The organism is Domibacillus mangrovi, assembly GCF_001906925.1.
GTDB lineage: Bacteria > Bacillota > Bacilli > Bacillales > Domibacillaceae > Domibacillus > Domibacillus mangrovi.
Genome location: NZ_MRWQ01000007.1, coordinates 64,902 through 86,077, shown reverse-complemented (window position 1 = coordinate 86,077; position 21,176 = coordinate 64,902). Strand labels below are relative to the sequence as shown.

Below are 21,176 nucleotides of genomic sequence, written 5' to 3'. Positions count from 1 at the left end.
GTAGTTGGGGGTTTCCCCCTGTGAGAGCAGGACGCCGCCAGGCAATGAGAAGAACAGCGACAGCTGTTCTTCTTTTTTAGATTTTGCTTATTTACAGGAAATCAAACGAGTGAACTGCTTTTTAATGACTGCTAAACAAAAAAATAATGCTATCTATCGTCCAAATGTTCTGGACGGTTTTTTAAATTAAAGTGACTTATTTCATGAGAATTTCCAGCAAGGTCTACTCTTATGTGAAAAGCTGGGTATCATTAAATTAAATTTGCACAAGAGCCCCCTTAAAGGATTTTATCTAGTTATGAATGTACTCTTATATTACAATGAAAAAGAAATTAAAAATTAGAGGTGTAATATAGTGGAAATAAATGAATTTATGAAGCAAGCAATAGACTTAGCAAGGAAAAACGTAAAGGTAAAAGAGGGAAGACCGTTTGGAGCGGTCATTGTAAAGAATGGGAAAGTCATTGCAACAGGTGTTAATGACATTTTAGAAACCTATGATCCTACTGCTCATGCTGAGATTCAGGCTATTCGCAAAGCTTCTCAATACTTGCAGACAGCACAGCTTACAGGATGTGAACTATATGCGAGTGGTCAACCTTGCCCTATGTGCTTAAGTGCTATACATTTGTCAGGAGTAAAGGCAGTTTATTTTGCTTACTCTAATGAACAAGCTAAAGAATTCGGGTTATCTACAGCCCATCTATATGAGCAAATCGGACTCCCTATTGAAAAGCAAACCTTACCAATTAGGCAAATAGAGAGTACTACAGATTCTGAACATCCTTATGAATTATGGGGTAATATAAAAAATGAGGAGCTTAATTAAATCCAGGATACAATATAATAGCTCGATTAATACCCTTTGAGTAACCAGCTTTTTACTTAGAGGGGATTTTGAAATAGCCAAACATCTACTTCTTTTTATCTATCAGATTTTACCCAGAAAAAGAACCCCTACTTTAATCGTGTTTTTATCAGCAGGGGATGAACTGTATAGCTGACAGGGTTGGTATCCCACGGTTGTGGTCAACCTTATATGGTTATAAATGATATTTTAGTAAATTTAAATCAATCAACTTGGTCAACTTTATAATATTTAGTTAAACAACAAATATTACTACGCTTAAGATCCCATCTCTATCCTATAAATTTTATTAATTCTTGATTCAACTTTTCTCGTTCTTCCCACATCAAACCGTGACCGCTATTTTCAAACGGAACAAGCTTAGAATTTTTAATTTCTTTATTTTGTGCTACAGCAAGCGGGTACAAACAAACCTTGTCATGAACACCGTGAAGAATGATTGTGGGAACTTGTATTTGTCTGAGATCAGAGAATAAGCTTTCGTCTCTAAACGAAGTGGCAACTGCTGCGGTAGACCATCCGGCTGCCTGTAATCCCATTTGGAGGAACCATTGGGAGAAAGGCTGCGTTGTATGCTGGAAGAAAAATTGGCCTTCAAAATCTTGAAGCATTTTAGGGCGGTCAATGTACGTATTCTGAATGATGTTTGTGACTGCTTCTTTCGGGATTCCTTGCGGAAAATCAGGGCGTATCGTCAAGCTTGGCGCTGCAGCTGCTATTAAGGCAAGTTTAGACACCCCATACCCGTTATGACGTGCCATATATCGTACGGAAATCGCTCCACCTACAGAGTGTCCCACAAGTGTGAAGTTTTGTAAATAAAGTTCATCCACCACTGTCCGCACATCATCGGCTAGCCGATCGTAGGAGTAGCCGCTCGATGGTTTGTCCGAGTTGCCGAATCCTCTCAAATCCATGCCGATGCATCGGTACCCGAGAGAAGGCAAGTGATTAAACTGGTATTCAAACAGCTTATGGTTTACTGGCCATCCGTGTATAAATAAGATTGTTTTTTCACTTTCCCGATTCACATCTTCCACATAAATATTTACATCAGGTTCTACTCTTAAATAATATCCCACTGCAATTCCCCCTTGAAAAATTATCACTTAGAAGGTTATTCAATTTGCTTAAGGTAAATAACATTTCTAGAAAAAATGTTTTCCTATGATTATTCGATTAATCTTGGACGACGAATGACTTATTCAATATACGAATTTAAGATAGTGAAAGTAACAATCAATGTGTGAGGTATGAGGTTAGATATAGATGTCTTAGCATGAGCTGGTGAAATTTTCTCGCGGGCTTTTTTTCTGTTCTATGAAAACGTATGATAAGAAAATTTTATAAATGGAATCAGTGCACAGCACAAATCAAAATAAGGATACTGGGTCGCGATTTAAGGTAATCTCTAAGACATCATCTAGCTATTTCATACCGACTGTGGCAGCAAGTTTAAATGCCAAATATATCTCATTATTTAAATAAGATTCAGTTTATTTCATATCAAATTATCAAAACATATTGACAGGCAAAGAATCTGTATTGTAATATAAAGAAAATAAATTAATTCGGAAAACGATTCCTATATTCGGGAAAATGAAATATGGAATGGAGGTTTTTTCTTGATAATAAATCAAGCAATAAACAAAAAAGAAGGAAACGATTTTTTGCGGTCAGCTTCTGAAGTGATGCAGATAGAAAGACTAGGTGCCTTTCGTTTAACGAGTTTGAGCTTTTTACGGATCATGATTCGAAAAATGATGAAAGAAGCATGGGAAATTGAAAGGGTTCTCTTTTCTTTAGATAAAGAAGGATATGGAGAAGCGAGTTATCGGATTATTACACCGCAAGGGCTGTTCACATTTATCGTTTTCTCAACAGAAATAAGCGATGAGGAAAGAAGCGACCGGGTGATTTCGGAAAAATGGGATGTTACATTTGCTCTTTGTGAAGGAATCCCATCGGACGAAAAAATAGAACGGTTGAGAAATGAGCTTCCAAAACAAGAATTTGGACGTGGGGATGTCGGAGACCTTGTGTGGTCAAGGGCGAATAAAAGCGGTAGAATGTTCCATCATGTAATAGAGTCATTAATGGCAGGGAAACAGCCAGACCTGCAAGTTTTAACGGATATTGGTTATTTACTCAGAACAACTGCTGTATATGGAAATGGAAAGTTCGGCATTGCGCCTTATGAAAAAATAAAAGAAAATCATTCGTTTAGCGGCACATTTCAAGCACAAATGTTTGCGGTTTATATGCTCCGGCATTTCAGTTTTGAACTTGTCGAACATATAGCTTGTCAGAAAAATCCGAATGCATCTAAGCTGCATCCAGAAATAAAGCGCTTTATTGGGACTGGTAATGCAACGGGACTTGGGATGGTACCATTTTTAATCAATCATCCTAGATTGCTTCATCAGTGGGTATATATTCGAGAAAAAGCACTTGCGCGTGTAAAGAACATACACCCAACAGGGAAAGAGTGTAAGCGCTTTATGGGACTTTTGAACAAATCTCAAATCTACTTTGAACAATCACCTGTTTTGGATGTAAACGTATTCGTAAATCCGACACAGTTAGCAGCTGAATGTGCAAAAATGAAAACGCTGGTTAAGGAATATATGGAAAATGGAACGTTTGAATCGAAGGCAGTTGAACAACCTTGGATTGAACTTACAAAAATAGCTAAAGAAAGCGCTTCAATTGACATGCAAGAGCTGCTTCATTCTTTATTGATTGAAGTACATGCAGATCATGTGGTTGATTTAGAAAACGGTTTTAATGTAGATGAAGTGTATGAGCTCGTTCCTGAGATGACGATACAAACGCTTCAAGAGATTATGAAGAAACAGTATAGCTGGGCACTTCAATATAACTTTAGCGATAAACGTGAAAATCATTATTTCTGGTACCGCTCTGTTGAAAAAGAAGAACCGCGTATGGGAATATGTGGAGAAGAGCCGGGTGAAGATCGGGCGATGCCGCTTCATATTGCAAAACAAGTACAAGAGCTAAACGATGTGTTACAAGGTCGTTCAGAAGATGAAATGGTTGCCGCATTTTTATTGCACCATCCCGAGTGTAAAGGGATTGTAAAGCGCATTCAATCTTTAGATGGTTATGAATATGGAGAAGTACAATGCAATTTGTTAAGTGAAGATATGCTGCCTATATACTTATTAAGATGCAAGCTGGCTTTTTTCGGGGCTGAACGATTTGATCCGAAATCAAACCGATGGGTGCGCATTACTCTTTTCCAGGGAGCTCCGCTCGTAGAAGAAATAGGTACAGCATTTGATGACACGTGGATATTTCCACAATTACCCGTAATGGAGGAGACTAAATGACTATTCAAATAGAAGATATGATTATCATTGATGCGTTAGAGTTAAGTAATTGGGACCGTGATTTTCTGCTGCTTTTAAAGAAAGGCGGCGTAACATGTGTTCACGCATGCTGTGGCCTATGGGAAAATGCTCGTGAAACACTCACCAAATTGGGAACTTGGCACCGCTTTTTCGCCGAGCATGAAGATCTTGTCATGCCTGTTCATAAAGGGGAAGACATTTTAAAAGCGAAAGCAAGCGGGAAGATTGGTGTTGTTTTAGGAGCACAAAATACTTCCGCACTTGAAGATGAGCTCGCCCTTGTTTCTGTTTTTAATGATCTTGGGGTAAAAATTATGCAGCTTACTTATAATAATCAAAACTTAATTGGCAGCAGTTGTTATGAAGAGCAAGATACAGGGCTTTCAAGATATGGAAAGCTAGTCGTTGAAGAAATGAACCGGGTCGGTATGGTCGTGGATTTATCTCATGTTGGCAATCGTACATCACTTGACGCCATCGCTGCTTCAAGCCGTCCGGTCGCTATAACTCACGCAAACCCAGATTGGATTTATCCGTCTAAGCGCAACAAATCAAAAGAATTGCTAGGTGAGCTTAGAGACAACGGCGGCGTGCTTGGCGTTTGTGCGTATCCTCATCTAATTAATGGACCTGAAACAACGCTTGAAGAATTTTGCGATATGATTGTGCGCACCGTTGATTTTATGGGCATTGAACATGTCGGCATTGGAACGGATTTAACGTTAAATATGTCTGATGAATTTTTAAAATGGATGCGTATGGGACGTTGGACGCACAAAATTGATTATGGCGCCGGTTCAAAAGACAACCCATCTTGGCCAGAGTGGCAGTCCTGGTTTAAAACACCAGCGGATTTCCCAAACATCGCAATGGGACTTGCAAATAAAGGCATGACACAAGAAGAAGTATCCGCGGTGATGGGAGGAAATTGGCTGCGTTTCTTTACCGAGGGATTCAAAGCGGAAAAGGAGCTGGAAAAATGCGTGTCTCTTATTTAGAATTGTACGTACACTGCAAAAAAGTATTTGAAGCATGCGGCATTCCATACGGCTGCGCAGAAGATGGGGCAGCAGCGGTAGCGTGGGGAGAGTTTGGTGGGCTTTTAGGACTGAACGTATTAACGGGTGAGTTAGATCGAATGAAAGCAAGTAAGATGGAAAACATTCGATTACTGTCTGAAAAAGAAGGAATCACTCATTTTGAAGGCGGTGGACAAAGCGGTCTTCTAGTGGGGAAAACAGTGGGTGACTATGCGTGCGCTCAATTAGCAAAAACAGAAACAGCCGTTGTGTATGTACAAAATACATCCACATCTTCCCTTTTTGCCCAGCAGGCTTTCTGGATTGCCTCAAAAGGAAAAGGATGCGTCATTCACTATCAAACGGCAGAAGGTGCTCCAGCTTGGATCATTGCTACTCCAGATAGTCCTTATCCTGTATTGGCAGAAGGCCTTCATATAAATCTTGAGAACGAGTTCCATGCAGCACTGGACAATCTAGATAGACAAAAAAGCTCAAATGAATTTTTGTTAATATGCACGAAAAAAGTCGAAGTGGTTGCTCATCTTCTTGAGAAGCTAAAAAAAGAAGCAAAAGAAAGAAACATTCCAATCATCGATTCTGAGTATGTGAAACGCACATTGGAAAATTCTCATCAGTACGGCGCAGAAGTGGATCGCGCGCTATGGGATGAAGTACATCAAACTGGACGAAATATTCTCGTTGAATCAACCGAGTTATCAAGACTGCGCGGAGCAGGAGAGCTTGCTTAATACCATTCAATAACATTAATAGGAGGAATCTTCATGACAACTGCAAACGAAACAAAAACATTGAAAAATTTTATTAATGGTGAATGGACAACGCCATCAGGCACAGACTTTATTGACATTGTTAATCCAGCTGATACGAGAGAAGTCGTTGCCCACGTTCAGCAATCAACAGCAGATGACGCTGCAGCAGCACTCACTGCAGCAGAAGAAGCATTTAAAACGTGGAAAAAGGTTCCGTCTCCACAGCGTGGTGAGTATTTGTATAAAATCGCTGCCATTATGGAAGAAGAACAAGAGGAACTGGCAAACATCATTGTCAAAGAAGAAGGGAAAACGTACGCTGACGCTTTGAAAGAAATCGTTTACGCAGCAGGTATCGTCAAGTTTTACGCAGGAGAAGGACGGCGTATGACAGGCAGAATCATCGAGTCAGACATGCCGAATGTGCAAATTGAAACACATAAAGAAGCACTCGGAGTTATTCTCGTTGTGACACCTTGGAATTTCCCGCTGTCTATTCCGGTATGGAAAATTGCACCTGCGATTTTATGTGGAAATACAGTTGTGCTCAAAGCTTCTTCTGAAACACCTTTAACCGCTTCGAAGTTTATGGAGATTATTCAAAAAGCAGGAGTTCCAGCTGGTGTTGTCAACCAAATCGTCGGTCCAGGGCGACTTGTGACAGAAATGATTCACCACCCAGCTGTTAAAGGGATTACGTTTACTGGTTCTAACCGTGTAGGAAACCTTATTTATCAAGAAGCATCGAAAGACATGAAACGCGTTTTGCTTGAAATGGGTGGGAAAAATCCACTAATCGTCATGGAAGATGCAGATATCGAAACTGCCGTTCAGCTTGCAGCCGCTGGAGGATTCGGACAAACAGGTCAAGCGTGTACAGCGACGGGACGGGTAATCGTCCATAAAGACATTATTAAAGAGTTCACAGAAAAACTCGTAGCCCGCGCGAAGGAAATCAAAGTCGGCAACGGATTTGAAGAAGGAGTGGATATCGGTCCTCAAGTAAGCGAAGGTGAGCGCCAATCGACGCTTGATCTAGTGAAGAAAGCAGTAGAAGAAGGAGCAGAAGTTCTTGTTGGCGGCGGTATTCCGCAAAAAGCTGGAACAGAACACGGTTATTTTGTTGAACCAACGGTCATTGGCGGCGTCACGTCTTCGATGACAATTGGCCAAGAAGAAGTATTTGGACCTGTTATTAGCATCATTGAGACAAGTAATATTGATGAGGCGATCGAAATCGCCAACGATATTGCATTCGGCTTGTCAGCTTCTATCTGCACGAAAAACTTGTCTTATATGACAAAAGCGCTGAATGAGATTCAAGCAGGGATAGTGAAAGTGAATATGACAACAACAGGAACATTTTTCCAAGCTCCATTTGGCGGTTACAAGCAATCAAGCACAGGCACTTATAAAGAGTTAGGCAGTGAAGCCGTTGAATTTTATTGCCAAAATAAAACGCGGTACATTAACAGCAACTAAGAAAACCATCCATTAACGATCAAAAGTGCATATTCACCAGCTTACTAAAACAGTGAAGAGGGAAAAGCATTTCCCCTTTTCACCGTTTTATCAAAAGTGATGAGTGAATATGATACAATAGGGCACAAAGAAAAAGAGGAGTCTCTTTTACTGCTATTCTTCTTTGTGGAGGTTATTAAATGAAAACAAAGCCGGAAGTAGCCGCAACTGTTGTGCGTGCTATAAAAATTATGAACTATTTAAATGAAACACCTGGTCCTCAAGGTGTGAGTGATATTAGTAAAGAACTGGAACTGTCTTCTACAATTGTGCATCGTTTGTTAACGACATTAAAAGTAGAAGGAATGGTTTTTCAAGATCCTCGATCAAAGCTATATTCGCTGGGAGCCGTTTTTTTAGATTATGCGAATAAAATCTTGACGGAAATGCCTCTCGCACCTGTCATTGAACCAAGATTGATTAAGTTGCGTGACATAACGGGAGAAACAGCTGGTTTCTATGTACCGAGCGGCCATGTAAGGGTGTGCGCTCTTGAATATGAAAGCCAGCAAGAAATTAGACGTTCCGTAGGTGTTGGGAAACGCCTGCCGCTTTATATCGGTGCCAGTGGACGAGCGATACTTGCATTCCAATCAAAAGAATTACAAGAGCGGATTTTGCTTTCAGTGGCGCCGGAACAACGAGGACGTATCCGTAGATTGCTAGATGAAACAAAAGAAAATGGGTATGCGATCAATGAAGAAGAAGTGAATAAAAATGTGTCTGCTATTTCAGCACCCGTTTTTGATCCACAAAAGCGTGTAATTGGTGCGTTATCTGTCTCAGGCCCGACATTTCGCTGGAATCGCCAAACAATGAAGTCTAGTATTCCCGTTTTATTAAATGCCACAAATGAAATTTCCGAATCACTTATTTAATTATGAACGAAGAAGGAGATCACTATGAGACCTGAAGAAAAGCTAAAAGAAATGAATTTATCACTTCCTGAAAAAAAAGCAAAAGGTGGAAACTACATCTCGTGTGTTCAATCAGGAAACCTGCTTTATTTATCAGGAAGTCTATCATATAGTCATATTGGAAAAGTAGGAACTGATTTAACAATTGAACAAGGATACGAAGCAGCACAAGAGGCTATTTTATATGCATTGTCGACGATTAAGGAACATGCTGGTGAATTGTCCCGTGTGAAAAAGTTTGTTAAATTGTTAGGTTTTATTAATACAGCATTTGATTTTACGTCCCAGGCAAAAGTGATGAATGGCTCTTCTGATCTGCTTGTAGAGTTATTTGGAGAAGATATTGGCAGTCATGCAAGAACCGCGGTTGGTGTTATGTTGCCGCGAGGAGCAGCTGTTGAGATTGACGTTATCGTTGAAATAGAATAGTAATAAAGTGGAATGAACATTCCACTTTATTACTAAAGAAAGCGGTTACATTATGCGTGATCCTAGCATATTCGTGCGTATTCATATGTATGATATTATTCCTAAAAAAAGGTGAAAAAAATTTCGAACCATTGAAAGCTGCATCTCGACATATAACGAAGGTGGGGAATAAAAGATGAATGGAAAAAAAACACAGACGGACTGGCCCGTTCTAATAATCAGCGGGGGACTGCTTTTACTATTTGTTCTTGCATCGTTCATTAATTTAGAATTTGTGTCCAATATAGTAAACGTTTCATTTGCATTCGCAACTAAATATTTTGGCGCGTTTTGGCAGATTCTGCTTCTTGGTACTTTTTTCATTGCCCTTGGAATGGCCTTTTCAAAGTACGGGAAAATTCGTCTGGGTCTGTTAGACAAACCTGAAATTTCTACGTTTAAATGGATTGCGATGATCATGACAACATTGCTTGCAGGAGGAGGGGTGTTTTGGGCCGCTGCGGAGCCTATGTATCATTTTATTAGCACGCCGCCTGCGTTTGAAGGAGTAGCGCCACATACGCAAGAAGCCATCATCCCTGTTTTTGCACAAACTTACTTGCACTGGGGATTTCTTGCCTGGGCGATTTTAGGAACACTGAGCACGGTTGTTCTTATGTATGCACACTACCATAGAGGGATGCCATTAAAACCTCGCTCTCTTCTCTATCCGATTTTTGGAGAGAAAATTATGAAAAAAAGTGTACTCGGAACAGCAGTGGATGCTTTTTCAATCATTGCAGTGGCCGCTGGAACTATCGGTCCGATCGGATTTTTAGGCCTGCAGGCAGCTTATGGATTAGAATCGTTGTTCGGGATACCGAATACGGAAACGACGCAAATATTGATCATTGTCAGTGTAGTTGTCATTTCAATCATTTCGGCTGTGACAGGCCTTCATAAAGGAATTCAATTTTTAAGTAATCTAAATGTAGTATTGACGCTTATCCTCATGGCTGCCGTATTGTTAATGGGACCTGGTGGATTTATTGTGGATACATTTGTTTCTTCAACGGGTGTTTATCTTCAAGAATTTATGAGACTAAGTACGTATAGAGGGGATTCATTATGGCTCGGTTCCTGGACTATTTTCTTTTGGGGCTGGTTTTTAGGGTATGGACCGATGATGGCTATTTTTATTTCGAGTATTTCAAGAGGGCGGACGATTAAAGAGATCGTTGTAGCCATTGCCATTATTGCACCAATCGTGACGAATTTTTGGTTTACGGTTGTTGGGGGTACGGGTGTTTTTTACGAACTCGCACAGCCAGGCATTATTTCTGACGCATTAAATAGCGCAGGAATGCCAGCTGCGATGATCGCGATCGTACAGCAGCTTCCGCTTAGTGTCATTCTTGCACCTGCTTTCTTAGTCGTGACGATATTGTTTGTTGTCACCACTGCAGATTCAATGGCGTATACGATTTCTGTTGCCGTTACGGGTGATAGCAATCCAGCTAAAGGTATGCGTATTTTCTGGGCTGCTGTTATGGGACTAGTGGCGATTGTGTTGCTGACGATCGGTGAAGGAAGCATTGGGGCCATTCAGTCTTTTATCGTCGTAACGGCCATTCCTGTTTCGCTATTATTGCTGCCGATGTTTTGGGCGGCTCCAAAAGTAGCAGGCATTTTAGCGAAGGAACAGTTTAGTAAAGGCGCTCAGTTATCCCTTAAACAAGACAATACTTCTTTACTTGATTTGAAAAAAGATGCAGATATAGAAGTGATGTAAATAGACTATGTACACTCCAGAAGAAACATTACTCATCTTTCACCATTGGAGGAACCTTTTATGTGGGTTATTACGGCCTATTCAAACTCAAATATAATAATGTATGAATTTGATACGGAAGAAGAAGCGAGGAAAAAATTTAGGCAAATTGAGGATTGCAAGATTCTTTCTGAAATTGTTTACTGCAGTAGCCCGAAACGTGCTGTACTCCCTCATTAAGTATCGAAAGAAATTAAAAAATAATAAACTTAATTGAAATAAAGGATGTTTAAAGTTGTTGTTTACAACAACTTTAAACATCTTTCTCTTTTATCAATGAGCAGAGAAAAAATCATATAATAGATTTAAATATTCTGGGGAGATGTATAGATGGAAAGCAAATATTGCAGGGAATCACGGGTAATAAGAACGAGTCGTATATTCCCCAATGACATGAATAATCATAATACATTATTCGGTGGGCGACTTATAAGTGATGTGGATCAAGTAGCGTCTATTTCTGCAGCACGTCACAGCCGACGAGAATGTGTGACAGTCTCAATCGATTCTGTCGAATTTTTACACCCTGTTCGGCCGATTGATTCTGTATGCTTTGAATCGTATGTGACTTGGACAGGCACATCATCCATGGAGGTTTTTGTCAAAATAATTGCTGAAGATTTAAAAAGCGGTGAATGTAAAATAGCAGCGACTGCCTTATTAACATTTGTTGCATTGGGTCAAGATAAACGTCCTATAAAAGTGCCATCTGTGATGCCGGAAACAGAAGAAGAAATAAAATTACACGAAACGGCACCAGAGAGAGCAAAAATACGTAATCAAAAAAGACAAATAAGCAAAGATTTAGCAGGATTTTTAACAATGAAAACGTTCAACGAAATGAACTAGTCAAGAATTCATTATATATTAATAAGGTTTAATAAAAAACATCCATTCACCGTATTTAAAAGAATCGGCTGAAGGGATGTTTTTTCTGTTTGGAAATAGAAACTGAGATTTAGAAATAGAGAGAACTTGATTGGGAATACATGCGGTTCATCTACTTAATACAGATGTCACGACAATACTTGAATAATTAAGGAAAAATAGGTCAAACTGGTAAAAAGTGAAAAAGGGGGATTTCATATGCCGACAATTGTCTCGGTCAGTACGTTTCATCCACCGCATGAACTTATGCAGGGGGAGGTGACGGACTTTGTAAGGGAATTATTTCAAGAAGATTTTCAAGATATTGAACGGCTGCTGCCTGTCTTTCAAAATGGGCAAATTAAGAAGCGTCATTTGTCTATGCCTCTTGAATGGTTTCGTCATGAACATAGTCTAAAGGAACGAAATGATTTATATATTAAGTTAGCGACAGACTATGGAACAAAAGCAGTGGAAAGCTGTTTAAAAGACGATCGTTTTTTAGAACAACCATTGTCCTTTGGAGAGATAGATGCTATTTTTTTCATCTCCAGCTCGGGTATGGCAACGCCCGGGATTGAATCAAGAATTATGAACCGACTGCCATTTTCAGCGGATACAAAGAGGATTCCCATTTGGGGTCTGGGCTGTGCGGGAGGGGCAGTGGGTGTTAGTCGCGCACATGAATACTGCCTAGCGTTCCCAAAAGCGAAAGTGCTCGTTCTTTCGGTCGAATTATGCAGTTTAACTTTTCAACGAAACGACCGCTCCAAAAGTAATCTAATCGGCACATCATTGTTCGCGGACGGTGTTGCCTGTGCACTTATCGCGGGTGATGCAGCAGATGTGAAGACAAAGCGGCTTACGCCATCTATTTTGCGTACAGAATCAAAACTGATGCCGGATTCAGAGGACGTGATGGGATGGGATATGAGAGACAGCGGTCTTCATGTTATTTTTTCACGTGATATTCCGTCGATCATACGCAGGTGGCTCGGTGTATTTGTCGAGACATTTTTGCAAAAGCAGAATCTATCTATCGATAAAATCGAGCATTTTGTTGCCCATCCAGGCGGAAAAAAAGTGCTCGATGCGTATGAGGACACGCTTCATCTAACGAAAGAGAAAACAGTACACGCTTGGGACGTACTATCTGAATTCGGTAACATGTCTTCACCAACAGTTTTATATGTGCTCGAACGCTTTATGATAAATGAAGTGAGGAAAGGGGATTATGGATTAATGGCAGCGCTAGGCCCTGGGTTTTGCGGAGAATTAGTTCTTCTGGAATGGGGGAAAGAAACATGACACTTTTCTTATTCATCATCACTGTTGTTTGTATGCAGCGGCTTGTCGAACTTGTTATTGCAAAACGAAATGAAAAGTGGATGCGTGAACGGGGAGCTTATGAAGTTGGTGCGGGACATTATCCGCTAATTGTTTCTCTTCATATAGGCTTTTTCATTAGCTTAGCAGCTGAAGTGATCTTGTTGGAAAGATCCATAAGCGAATGGTGGCCGTTGTGGGTGTCTCTTTTCTTACTTACACAGGCTGGTAGAGTGTGGAGTCTTGCTTCACTTGGCCGTTTCTGGAATACGAAAATTATTATTTTACCAGGCGCGAACGTTGTAAAGCGGGGACCTTACCAGTGGATGCGGCACCCGAATTACACCATTGTTGCTGCTGAATTTCTTATATTGCCACTTCTATTTCAAGCATACTATACAGCCATTATCTTTTCAGTGCTGAACATGATGGTACTGTCGATCCGGATTAAGATCGAAGAAAAAGCGCTTGTTGAAGCAACAGATTATAATAAAGTGTTTAAAATGGACTGAAGACGAAGGAGCATCAATTAGCGGGATGAGAAATATAAGGAATAAAATAAGATGCCTGTTTCCATAGTGCGCTAGTTGCGAGCCGGAAACAGGCATTTTCTTATGTCTTTAAATGCTGTATGATGGGGAAATCAGATAGATTGGCAGGGGAAAAGTGTGAGAGAAAATGTTTTAGAAAATCAGCAGGTGCATAGCCGTTCAAAACGCTTATGGATGGCGCTGCTGCTCGGTTCGTTGTCAGCGTTTGGTCCGTTGTCGATTGATATGTATTTGCCATCATTGCCGATTTTAGCAAATGATTTGCAGACGACAGCGTCGATGGCCCAGCTTAGTTTGACTGCTTTTTTAATTGGCCTTGCAGCCGGTCAGCTTGTAATGGGGCCACTCAGTGATGTTCAGGGGAGACGGAAGCCGCTTTTAGCAGGCCTCGTCGTATTCGCGATTGCATCTATGTTATGTATGATTGTACCATCGATCGGAGGATTGATTGTGATGCGGTTCGTACAGGGTGCATCTGCGGCGGCAGGAATCGTTATTGCGCGTGCAGTTGTACGTGATATGTATGACGGTCCGGAATTAACAAAGTTTTTTGCGCTATTAATGTTAATTAACGGTATTGCACCCATTGCGGCACCGGTTGTCGGCGGACAGCTATTGGAATTTGTGTCGTGGCAGGGCATTTTCGGCGTACTTGCGGTCATCGGAATCATGATGGTCATGGCTGTCTTTTTTTGGATGCCGGAAACGCTTCGGGACAACCGGAGATCAGCGGGCGGATTGAAAAATATACTTGTAACGTTTAAAACATTGCTCGTCGATAAAGTATTTATGGGCTACTGTCTGGCCCAAGGATTTGTCATGGGAGGAATGTTTGCGTACATTTCAGGTTCGCCGTTTGTTCTGCAAGGCTATTTCGGTTTGTCACCGCAAGAGTTCAGTTTATGTTTTGCAGCAAATGGTGTCGGAATTATTATTGCATCGCAAGTAAGCGGGCGTCTTGCAGGGAAAGTGAAAGAATCCGTGCTGCTCGTATGTGGTTTATCGATGGCGCTTGGCGGAAGCAGCATGCTATTTTTAATGCTTCTTATGAAAGCGCATTTAATCGCTGTACTCATTCCGTTATTTTTTTCTGTCGCAAGCGTAGGTGTTGTAGCGACAGCATGCTTTTCTCTTGCAATGCATGGAAAAGAAAAAACGGCCGGTGCTGCGTCTGCACTGCTCGGTTTAATGCCCTACATTTTTGGTGCCGCGGTTGCACCCCTTGCCGGTATCGCAGGCGGCGGAACACCGCTTCCGATGGGGATGATTATGATCATTTGTCATCTGGCAGCCGTTTGTGCATACTTTTTATTATGCCGGCGCAAGATTTGAACATTATTTTAAAGGTATATTAAAGCAAAAAGAGGGCTGCCCCCTTGTTAGTTTCACTAACTTTGGGGACAGGCCCTTTTTTTTCGTTTGAGAGATCAGTCACCACCGCCACCGCCACCATCTCCCCCTCCGCTATCACCACCACTGTCTCCGAAGAAACCGCCACTGTCTGAGGAAGAAGAACTGCTTCCACGCGGTACGCTCCATTTCCACGTTTCTGAAACGTAACGAACGGGTTCTTCATCGGAAAGGATTAAAAATGTAAGTGGTGCAACAGATGCGAGTTCTGTATCCAGCGTTTTATGAGACACCGTTTTTTTTGCCTGTAGAAGCAGTGAACGCACTGTCCATTTTTCGATGTCGTTACCTAGCATATTCTGCTGTTTCCGGAACTGCCTAATGTCTGCTTTCACAAAAGCAGCTTTACTGGACAAGAGGAAGCGAGGTGTTAAGAAATAAAGAACGGCACTAAGTAATATAAATAGTACAAGCCATAAAGTAGCATCAACATCGTACAGCATAGCAGACCCAAGAACTGATCCTGCGAAGAAAGCGGGTGCGGGCCAGCGTTTTTTTGGCTTCCGCCAGATGGTTATGATAAGCACTAGTCCGATGATTCCATATACAATCATCGTGGACATGTCCAATGAATCAATCATATACGTGTATAATATAAACCCGAATACAGTCAGCAGTATCCATCCTTTTAAAAATCGCGGCAGCCGGTCACTCATGACGCCCGCTTTTTTCATCTCATCAATGACGTGATCCACCCATTCTTGTTCGTACTGTTTAAAGGTCTGTACTTTTTTCTGATAATTGTGAAGAGTGGTATTGCGTGTTTTTTCATTTTTGGTTGCACCAGCTAAATCATGGACGGTGAAGGTATTACGTCTGTTAAAAAGAGCCTTGACCAGTTTCTTTTCACAATTAGACAATCGCTTTCGATCTCCGGTCAAGGTGAAATGCAGCGTATTGTCCGGGGAATCCGGATCTTTATAAAAACGGCCGTGCGTCCGGCTTACCTGCACAGATGCGAATCCTTTTTCAACAAGTGAATAAAGTCCGGCTAAAAAGGCATAATGATCCGTTTTCCCAGCCCGGTCAATCATATACAAATAAAGAGGGTCATGATGGATTAATGATAATGAATCCCCATGTCTGCCGCGGAATTTCATGAGTATGACAGCGATTATTCCCAAGAAAACAGCTGTGGATAGTCCCGTTAATAGTGTCTTAAGATTGTCTTTTTGTTTTTCTTTCTTATGAAAGGACTGAGCGAGTGTGTTTTCCGCGTCGACCGCTTCTGTGATCGTCATCGGTTCGGTCCCTTTTGTTTGTCCGGTCATCACTGACGAAGGAAATAAAACACGAACTTCGGTCAGCGAATAAAGCATGGAAGCGGGTGTTGTAAAGCGGGCGACTTCTGATCCTTTTTCTTCTACCGTCCCGAGCCGATCATGAAAAAATGCATAATATTGAGAGGGCTCTATTTGTTCGGGAAAGACGATATCAATCGTGACGTTTTCCAAAGTTTCACCGTGGTTCCCATCTGTTCCGAAAAAAGGAATGGTGAGATCGCTATATGTATCGTACGATTTGACGGCATTTTTAAGTTCATAAATGTAAAAGACTGATTTCGATATGTTTGCTGCGGGAAGGGATGCATAAAAAGTGTTGTCTTCCTGTTCCACAGATAAAGCGTGTAAATCATTTTGGTTGACAAAGCCAAGCTTTGCATTCACATTTGTTAATTCATATGCTTCAAAATATTCCACGCCGTCATGTCCTGCTTTATGAATGGAGCGTCTGGCCCGGTCGTATTCTCCATTAAATGTGTAATGGAAAATTTCGTTGACAAGTATGTCTCCGTCGGGTTGAATCCAAGTTCGAATGTTTACTTCATTCATAGAATAGGATCTGGCGTAAACAGATGGTGCAAATAAAAAGAGAAAAAGAATGAAAAGTGCGAGTTGTTTTTTCAGTAGAAGTCGCCTCCTTCTATAAGATGTTACGATCATTTAGAAAGAAAAGATTCAGAGAATAGGGAAAATGAAGAAAAAGACCCATCTCTTATCGGATCGAGGCGAGTCTTTCGTATACTTGTGACAATGTATTGATTCCTAATTTTTGTAGTTTATCAATATAAACGGCCCATAAAGCGGCAGTGAGTCGGGCATCACCAAGTGCGTGGTGTCGTCCAATGATGGTAATTTGATTATGTGTACAGCAGTCTTCCAGCCGGACGTACCGGTTATCCGGTTCAGCAATACGGTACATGAATGACGTGTCGATGAGCCGGTGAGAAAAAGGGGTGCGAAAGTATTTTCGGCTTGCGTACTGCATAAACGCTTTTTCATGGCTTGCATGATGGGCAACGAGTGGAGACGCTCCGCTAAATTTGAAAAATTGTTCAAGTGCATTAGCCGGCTCCGGTGCCTTTTTTAATTCTGCTTCATCAAGACCGGTCAGTTCTTTAATAGAAGGAGGAAGAATCTTTTCGTAACGAACGGGCGAATAGTATTCATCTTCTATTTGACAGCCGGTCACTTTCACAGCACCAATGGACAAGATTTGATCACCTTTATCGGGGTGAAAGCCGGTTGTTTCCAAATCAAAGACGATCACTTGCAATTCATCAAGTGGAATCGAAGTCGTCTCCTTCGTTCGCAAATCCCGCTGTAATCTACGCATAAATGCTATATCCTGTCGGCCGCCCTGTAAACCAGTAAATCGGTTGCCGCTTAAATTTTTCATGAAATCGTTAAAGCCCATAGTGGATCATCCTTTTTCTACAAGTCGCTGCACGTAATGATGAAGTGCCTCTGCCGTTTTTAAAATGTGACGCAGTTCTTTTTTTCGGATCGGTCCGAGCTTGTCGATATGAATGTAATGAGAACTGCCATAATCGGTTGCATTTTTGAGAGCGCGAAGTCGGAAGTCAAGCAGCATCCGGTATGCTTCTTCACATTCGTTTATCCTGCTTGCATATGCAGGAATTTGTTTTAATGCTTTCATTCTTATTAATGTCGAGGAAGGCTCGATTCCTTCTTTGACAGCTAGCACGCGGATCGCATTGACATACGGAAAAAAGGCCGCCTGTTTTAAATTGAGTGCACCTGTATGTTGACCATTTTGTTCAGTGAAAATCTGTCCGAATAACCCAACGGACTTTTTCATATATTGAATGTTTTCAAAAAAACGTTTCAATAAATGCCGATTGTTGTTTACCAATGCTGAAATTTGTTTTTTTAATGAAGAGATATATGTTTTCTCCCCGTAAAGCACCCGCGCATCGCAAATCATATGAAGTGAGCGAATCGTATCAAGTGTTTCATCTTTGATCCATGAATGAATCTGCGTTTCCCATCCTTCAATTGATCGGCACCAGATCGGGTTGGAGCTCATGACCCTGCCTTCACAGTACGGATAGCCCGCCTCGTATAAACCATCTGAAAACGTTTGGCCAAGAGTTAAAAAATAATCCGCAGTATCATCTGTGTGAAGTTCATATACTATGCCGTGATCTTGATCGCTGAGTGTTCCTTGTTCACAACGACCGGCACTGCCGAGTAAAAATAATGTGAATAGGCAAGGCGGAGCACCGTTTGTTTCTTCATGCTTTTGCAAGGCCGTTAAAAATACCTTCATCATAATCCCGTCATGAAAGGCATTTAGCCGCTGTGTTGAATGAAGGTATCGCTCCATACTTGAGTCTTTTGCAAGGCGGATGTCTGCGTATGTGTGAGCGCGCGTCGTCATACCTAAACACATCCTTTTTAACTAATAATACGCAAAGCGGAGCTGCTTTGCGCATGAATTATATTATTTTTCTCCTGATATAGCTTGATTTGTATGATTAGCGAATACTTCTGGATAGCCGTAGCTACCATGTTCACTCATATCAAGACCCATAATTTCCTCTTCTTCTGAAACGCGGAGTCCGCCAAGTGCTTTTTTAATGGCGAAAAGAATAATGAATGACGCTGCGAAAGCGAAAGTGCCGCTGACGAATATGCCCATTGCCTGTACACCGAGTTGTGTGAAGCCGCCTCCGTAGAAAAGACCAGGTTGACCGATCGTTGCAAGTTCTGGTGTGGCGAAGAGACCGGTGGATAATGTCCCCCAAATACCAGGAATACCATGAACAGAAAGGGCAAAAATGGGATCATCAATGCCCATTTTTTCAATTAAACGTGCACTGTAGAATACGAGTATACCGGCGATTAAGCCAATAACGACCGATGCCCACATGTCAACGAATGCACAAGATGCGGTAATCGCAACAAGCCCTGCTAGTGCGCCGTTTAAAATGGTCGGAATATCAGACTTGCCAAGAACAACCCATGAAATAATCAATGCCGAAACAGCAGCGGCACCAGCTGCAAGGTTCGTGTTCAGTGCAACGTATCCAAAAAAACCACCATCGACTGATAATGTGCTGCCTGCGTTAAAACCGAACCATCCAACCCAAAGAATAAGGACGCCAAGTGATGTGAAGACCTGATTGTGACCGTGAATTGCATTAGCCGAACCGTTTTTATTAAACCGGCCGATACGTGGTTTAAGCAAAAACGTTGCGGCAAGTGCAGCCATCGCACCTGTTAAATGAACGACAGTCGAGCCAGCAAAATCTTGTTTGCCATGCTCAGCCAGCCAACCGCCGCCCCAGATCCAGTGAGCGACAACGGGGTAAACGAATGCGGAAAATAAAATGGTGAAGAGGACGTATACAGAGAGCTTTGCACGTTCCGCGAAACCGCCGAGCGCAATGGTGACCGCAATCCCTGCGAATGCCATTTGAAATATGAAGAAGACGGAGGATGATAAATTCATATCTTCAAGTTCATAACCGGAATAAAAGAAATTCGATAATCCGATGAAAAAGTTTGCGTTATCTCCGAAGATGAAAGCAAATCCGATAACCCAGAAAACGAGGCAGGAGAGGCCGAATGTGAAAACAGTTTTGCCGGCGATGTGTCCGGCATTTTTCATGCGCGTTGACCCAGCCTCCAGCATAACGAACCCGGCAGCCATAAAAATCACTAAAATGGCACTAAGCATAACCCATAGACTGTTCATTAAATACAACATATCATCCATTTTCAACATCTCCTTAAACATTATTTTTTATAACTATATTATGTTATGTTATATAACATGTAATTATAATATGTGAAAAATAAAGATTAATCAATTATTTTTTGAATATTTTTTTGGATATATGTTATAAAATATAACATTTAAAAGGGCGGAATTATTTAAAGTATTATTTCCTAGGGAAGTTTTTGTATTATTCTTCAAACGAAAACGTAAGTATAGAGGGATTGAGAAAAACTCTTTCAGATCGATTTTTATATGGTACACTTGGAATGGAATTGGAAAGTGATGATCGTATATTTTTTGTTTATCCCTCATTAACGGGTAGTAAGACCCCTACTTCAAGACTTTGAAAAGAAGGATAAGTGGGGGATGAGCGGAACGCAGACTAAGATCGTCACGTTCTGTGACAACGTCTGCATGATTCACATCCTGTGAACCTAACCCCCACTGAATGAAGTTTCACTTTATCATTATGGGAATAGAAACGTAACGATACGGACCGCGCCTATTTGAGTATGAGCTGGCAGAAAGGGGTTTCGTGATGAGTTGGTTTGGGGGAAGCTACGGAGATTATGACTTCAATATGTTTTCAGCGAGTCATTTTACTATGCTGGCCATTTTAATGATGCTTGTCGGTTGTCTCTATATTTTTAAAGAACGGCTGAAGCTATTCCAATTGAGAAAAGTTGAAGTGGGAACGGCTGTTTTCTTACTATTGCTTGAAGCAGTGTATCACGTCTGGATGGTAGTGAATGAAAACTGGCAGATCAGCCATGCCATTCCACTGGAACTTTGCAGTATTAGCTTGTTCTTAGCTGTTATTTTGTTAATTAGTAAAAAGAAAATAGTGTACGAAATTTTGCTGTTTACAGGATTGCTCGGTGCATCGCAGGCGCTTTTTACGCCATATTTAAATTATGACTTTCCGCATTTTCGCTTTTTTCATTTCTTTATGACGCACCTGCTTATTTTCTGCATCCCGCTTTATTTTACATGGGTGAAGGGATACAGACCGTCCATTTATTCCATTGGTAAAACGATGCTTTTTTTAAACATATTGATGCCGTTTGCAATGATCGTAAACTGGCTCACAGGCGGCAATTACTTGTACTTGAGTCATAAACCTGAAAGCGCAAGCCTGCTTGATCTGCTCGGCCCCTATCCTTGGTATATCATCTCACTAGAGCTGCTAGCATTCAGTTTAAGCATCATGATCTGGCTGTTGTTACGGAAAAGAGAAGGAAATTTGCCAGTGGAGAAACCGTTCCGCCGCCGTGCTTAAAAAA

The 21,176-nt window shown here is 41.3% G+C and carries 19 protein-coding genes; 14 read left to right on the top strand and 5 right to left on the bottom strand.

What is annotated here, in order from left to right; all coding sequences use genetic code 11:
- Positions 1 to 355 precede the first annotated feature (355 nt).
- Positions 356 to 829, top strand: a complete 474-nt coding sequence (locus tag BLL40_RS09995; RefSeq protein WP_216820184.1) for a nucleoside deaminase — start codon at positions 356 to 358, stop codon at positions 827 to 829.
- Between the two features lie 311 nt (positions 830 to 1,140).
- Here the strand turns inward: BLL40_RS09995 and BLL40_RS09990 are convergent, their stop codons facing one another.
- Positions 1,141 to 1,950, bottom strand: a complete 810-nt coding sequence (locus BLL40_RS09990) for an alpha/beta fold hydrolase (RefSeq protein WP_073711760.1) — start codon at positions 1,948 to 1,950, stop codon at positions 1,141 to 1,143.
- A gap of 543 nt (positions 1,951 to 2,493) precedes the next feature.
- Here BLL40_RS09990 and BLL40_RS09985 point away from each other — a divergent pair.
- From BLL40_RS09985 to BLL40_RS09935, 12 genes are all read left to right on the top strand, one after another.
- A complete protein-coding gene (locus BLL40_RS09985; protein WP_245797930.1) occupies positions 2,494 to 4,221 on the top strand; it encodes a hypothetical protein in 1,728 nt (575 codons plus the stop codon).
- Positions 4,218 to 5,240: a membrane dipeptidase gene (locus BLL40_RS09980; protein WP_073711759.1), complete on the top strand. Its 1,023-nt coding sequence runs from the start codon at positions 4,218 to 4,220 to the stop codon at positions 5,238 to 5,240. The genes BLL40_RS09985 and BLL40_RS09980 overlap by 4 nt, the downstream gene beginning before the upstream one ends.
- Positions 5,222 to 6,013, top strand: a complete 792-nt coding sequence (locus BLL40_RS09975) for a DUF3726 domain-containing protein (protein ID WP_073711758.1) — start codon at positions 5,222 to 5,224, stop codon at positions 6,011 to 6,013. Before BLL40_RS09980 ends, BLL40_RS09975 begins: the two co-directional genes overlap by 19 nt.
- 33 nt (positions 6,014 to 6,046) lie before the next feature.
- Complete coding sequence (locus tag BLL40_RS09970; RefSeq protein WP_073711757.1) at positions 6,047 to 7,516, top strand: aldehyde dehydrogenase family protein; 1,470 nt, start codon at positions 6,047 to 6,049, stop codon at positions 7,514 to 7,516.
- Positions 7,517 to 7,695: 179 nt separating this feature from the next.
- Positions 7,696 to 8,433 (top strand): IclR family transcriptional regulator, encoded by a 738-nt coding sequence (locus BLL40_RS09965; protein ID WP_073711756.1) that lies wholly within the window; start codon positions 7,696 to 7,698, stop codon positions 8,431 to 8,433.
- Between the two features lie 24 nt (positions 8,434 to 8,457).
- Positions 8,458 to 8,901: a RidA family protein gene (locus tag BLL40_RS09960; RefSeq protein ID WP_073711755.1), complete on the top strand. Its 444-nt coding sequence runs from the start codon at positions 8,458 to 8,460 to the stop codon at positions 8,899 to 8,901.
- A 175-nt stretch (positions 8,902 to 9,076) separates the two neighbouring features.
- Positions 9,077 to 10,672, top strand: coding sequence for a BCCT family transporter (locus BLL40_RS09955; RefSeq protein ID WP_073711754.1), 1,596 nt, complete (start codon positions 9,077 to 9,079; stop codon positions 10,670 to 10,672).
- Between the two features lie 60 nt (positions 10,673 to 10,732).
- Positions 10,733 to 10,891: a hypothetical protein gene (locus BLL40_RS17570; protein ID WP_173799918.1), complete on the top strand. Its 159-nt coding sequence runs from the start codon at positions 10,733 to 10,735 to the stop codon at positions 10,889 to 10,891.
- 150 nt (positions 10,892 to 11,041) lie between these two features.
- Positions 11,042 to 11,560: an acyl-CoA thioesterase gene (locus BLL40_RS09950; protein WP_073711753.1), complete on the top strand. Its 519-nt coding sequence runs from the start codon at positions 11,042 to 11,044 to the stop codon at positions 11,558 to 11,560.
- 237 nt (positions 11,561 to 11,797) lie between these two features.
- Positions 11,798 to 12,886: a type III polyketide synthase gene (locus BLL40_RS09945; protein WP_073711752.1), complete on the top strand. Its 1,089-nt coding sequence runs from the start codon at positions 11,798 to 11,800 to the stop codon at positions 12,884 to 12,886.
- Positions 12,883 to 13,416: an isoprenylcysteine carboxyl methyltransferase family protein gene (locus BLL40_RS09940; protein ID WP_073711751.1), complete on the top strand. Its 534-nt coding sequence runs from the start codon at positions 12,883 to 12,885 to the stop codon at positions 13,414 to 13,416. Before BLL40_RS09945 ends, BLL40_RS09940 begins: the two co-directional genes overlap by 4 nt.
- A 213-nt stretch (positions 13,417 to 13,629) precedes the next feature.
- On the top strand, positions 13,630 to 14,787 hold the full coding sequence (locus tag BLL40_RS09935) for a multidrug effflux MFS transporter (RefSeq protein ID WP_245797931.1): 1,158 nt from the start codon (positions 13,630 to 13,632) through the stop codon (positions 14,785 to 14,787).
- Between the two features lie 95 nt (positions 14,788 to 14,882).
- Here BLL40_RS09935 and BLL40_RS09930 read toward each other — a convergent pair whose 3' ends face one another.
- The 4 genes from BLL40_RS09930 to BLL40_RS09915 all read right to left on the bottom strand — a co-directional run bounded on the left by BLL40_RS09930 (position 14,883) and on the right by BLL40_RS09915 (position 19,890).
- Entirely contained in the window at positions 14,883 to 16,697 is a 1,815-nt protein-coding gene (locus tag BLL40_RS09930) for a DUF2207 domain-containing protein (protein WP_073711749.1), read from the bottom strand.
- 163 nt (positions 16,698 to 16,860) lie between these two features.
- Positions 16,861 to 17,562: an exonuclease domain-containing protein gene (locus BLL40_RS09925; protein ID WP_073711748.1), complete on the bottom strand. Its 702-nt coding sequence runs from the start codon at positions 17,560 to 17,562 to the stop codon at positions 16,861 to 16,863.
- Between the two features lie 6 nt (positions 17,563 to 17,568).
- A complete protein-coding gene (locus BLL40_RS09920) occupies positions 17,569 to 18,549 on the bottom strand; it encodes a DUF294 nucleotidyltransferase-like domain-containing protein (protein WP_073711747.1) in 981 nt (326 codons plus the stop codon).
- A 63-nt stretch (positions 18,550 to 18,612) separates the two neighbouring features.
- Positions 18,613 to 19,890, bottom strand: coding sequence for an ammonium transporter (locus BLL40_RS09915; RefSeq protein WP_073711746.1), 1,278 nt, complete (start codon positions 19,888 to 19,890; stop codon positions 18,613 to 18,615).
- Between the two features lie 541 nt (positions 19,891 to 20,431).
- Between BLL40_RS09915 and BLL40_RS09910 the strand changes: the two genes are divergently transcribed.
- Positions 20,432 to 21,172 carry a YwaF family protein gene (locus tag BLL40_RS09910; protein ID WP_073711745.1) on the top strand — a complete coding sequence of 247 codons (741 nt, stop codon included), beginning with the start codon at positions 20,432 to 20,434 and terminating at the stop codon, positions 21,170 to 21,172.
- Positions 21,173 to 21,176: the final 4 nt, after the last annotated feature.

Bases quoted from the DNA above. Each gene is read 5' to 3' on its own strand.
- BLL40_RS09980 (WP_073711759.1), top strand. From the start codon at position 4,218: ATGACTATTCAAATAGAAGATATGATTATCATTGATGCGTTAGAGTTA.
- BLL40_RS09975 (WP_073711758.1), top strand. From the start codon at position 5,222: ATGCGTGTCTCTTATTTAGAATTGTACGTACACTGCAAAAAAGTATTT.
- BLL40_RS09970 (WP_073711757.1), top strand. From the start codon at position 6,047: ATGACAACTGCAAACGAAACAAAAACATTGAAAAATTTTATTAATGGT.
- BLL40_RS09965 (WP_073711756.1), top strand. From the start codon at position 7,696: ATGAAAACAAAGCCGGAAGTAGCCGCAACTGTTGTGCGTGCTATAAAA.
- BLL40_RS09960 (WP_073711755.1), top strand. From the start codon at position 8,458: ATGAGACCTGAAGAAAAGCTAAAAGAAATGAATTTATCACTTCCTGAA.
- BLL40_RS09955 (WP_073711754.1), top strand. From the start codon at position 9,077: ATGAATGGAAAAAAAACACAGACGGACTGGCCCGTTCTAATAATCAGC.
- BLL40_RS17570 (WP_173799918.1), top strand. From the start codon at position 10,733: ATGTGGGTTATTACGGCCTATTCAAACTCAAATATAATAATGTATGAA.
- BLL40_RS09950 (WP_073711753.1), top strand. From the start codon at position 11,042: ATGGAAAGCAAATATTGCAGGGAATCACGGGTAATAAGAACGAGTCGT.
- BLL40_RS09945 (WP_073711752.1), top strand. From the start codon at position 11,798: ATGCCGACAATTGTCTCGGTCAGTACGTTTCATCCACCGCATGAACTT.
- BLL40_RS09940 (WP_073711751.1), top strand. From the start codon at position 12,883: ATGACACTTTTCTTATTCATCATCACTGTTGTTTGTATGCAGCGGCTT.
- BLL40_RS09935 (WP_245797931.1), top strand. From the start codon at position 13,630: ATGGCGCTGCTGCTCGGTTCGTTGTCAGCGTTTGGTCCGTTGTCGATT.
- BLL40_RS09930 (WP_073711749.1), bottom strand. From the start codon at position 16,697: ATGAATGAAGTAAACATTCGAACTTGGATTCAACCCGACGGAGACATA.
- BLL40_RS09925 (WP_073711748.1), bottom strand. From the start codon at position 17,562: ATGGGCTTTAACGATTTCATGAAAAATTTAAGCGGCAACCGATTTACT.
- BLL40_RS09920 (WP_073711747.1), bottom strand. From the start codon at position 18,549: ATGACGACGCGCGCTCACACATACGCAGACATCCGCCTTGCAAAAGAC.
- BLL40_RS09915 (WP_073711746.1), bottom strand. From the start codon at position 19,890: ATGGATGATATGTTGTATTTAATGAACAGTCTATGGGTTATGCTTAGT.
- BLL40_RS09910 (WP_073711745.1), top strand. From the start codon at position 20,432: ATGAGTTGGTTTGGGGGAAGCTACGGAGATTATGACTTCAATATGTTT.